The following is a 1,435-nucleotide window of genomic DNA, read 5'->3' on the forward strand; positions in this document are numbered from 1 at the left end:
GGCTCATCGCAAACGAGAGTGCAGGCGGGGTGTAGCCGGGGCGGGCGCGTCGGTGACGAGATAGAGGTCGAGGCCTTCCGATGATGGAAGTTCTCACACTGCCCAGCCGAAAGACCTCGACGTGTTCAACGCTACCTTCGTTCGCCCTGACCTCACCACGTTCTGCCGGCTCGATGAGCTGGGCCTGGAAGCCGTCGGGCAGCACCTTGGGCCCGGTCAGGCAGTGATCGAGTGCCGTGTCGTCGAGGCGGATCCGTGGTGCCGATCCTGCGGTGCGGAAGGAGCGCCCAGGGGCACCGTGACGCGCCGGCTTGCGCATGAGCCGTTCGGTCACCGGCCCACCACGCTGCTGGTTCGGGTGCGCCGCTACCGGTGCGGGAACTGCGGTCGCACGTGGCGGCAGGACATGGACCTCGCAGCTGAGCGGAGGGCGAAGATCTCCCGCCGCGGACTCCGGTGGGCACTGGAAGGCGTCGTGGTCGATCACCTCACCGTGTCCCGGGTCGCCGCAGGCCTTGGGGTGTCCTGGCATACGGCGAACACCGCGATCATGACCGAGGGGAAGCGCCGCCTGATCGATGACCCTCACCGGTTCGATGGCGTGAGTGCTATCGGCGTCGATGAGCATGTGTGGCGGCATACCCGCCGCGGCGACAAGTACGTGACAGTCATCATTGATCTCACCCCGATCCGCGACAAGACAGGCCCGGCGCGACTGCTGGACATGGTCGAAGGACGCTCCAAGCAGGTGTTCAAGGACTGGCTCCACGACCGCCCCCAAGCGTGGCGGGACGGCATCGAGGTCGTCGCGATGGATGGGTTCACCGGGTTCAAGACCGCAACCTCCGAGGAGCTCCCGGACGCGGTTCCGGTCATGGACCCCTTCCACGTCGTCCGCCTCGCCGGGGACGGGTTGGACCGATGCCGGCAACGCGTCCAACAAGCCACCACCGGGCATCGCGGCAGGGCCGGCGACCCGCTCTATCGGGCCAGGCGGACCCTGCATACCGGCGCGGACCTGCTGACGGAGAAGCAGAACGCGCGCCTGACAGCTGTCTTCGCGTCCGAGGAGCACGTCCAGGTGGAAGCGACGTGGGGGATCTATCAGCGGATCGTCGCCGCCTACCGGGAACCGAATAAGACGAAGGGTAAGGAGCTGATGCAGGCCGTGATCGGCGCGGTCACCAACGGCGTGCCCGCCGCCCTGGTCGAGATCCGCCGGCTTGGCCGGACCCTGAAGCAACGCGCCGTCGATGTGCTCGCGTTCTTCGACCGCCCCGGCACCTCCAACGGGCCCACGGAGGCGATCAATGGCCGCCTCGAGCACCTCCGCGGCTCGGCCCTCGGCTTCCGTAACCTCACCAATTACATCGCCCGCAGCCTGCTCGAATCAGGCGGCTTCAGACCCCACCTACACCCTCAATTACGATGAGCC

1 protein-coding gene is annotated in these 1,435 nt (G+C 67.2%); it reads left to right on the plus strand.

The window, feature by feature from the left end; all coding sequences use genetic code 11:
* The first annotated feature begins 121 nt into the window (after positions 1 to 121).
* Positions 122 to 1,432, plus strand: coding sequence for an ISL3 family transposase (locus IWX65_RS17555; protein ID WP_196884837.1), 1,311 nt, complete (start codon positions 122 to 124; stop codon positions 1,430 to 1,432).
* The last annotated feature ends 3 nt before the right edge of the window (positions 1,433 to 1,435 follow it).

The sequence above is a fragment of the Arthrobacter sp. CAN_A214 genome (genome assembly GCF_015751955.1).
Lineage (GTDB): Bacteria > Actinomycetota > Actinomycetes > Actinomycetales > Micrococcaceae > Arthrobacter_D.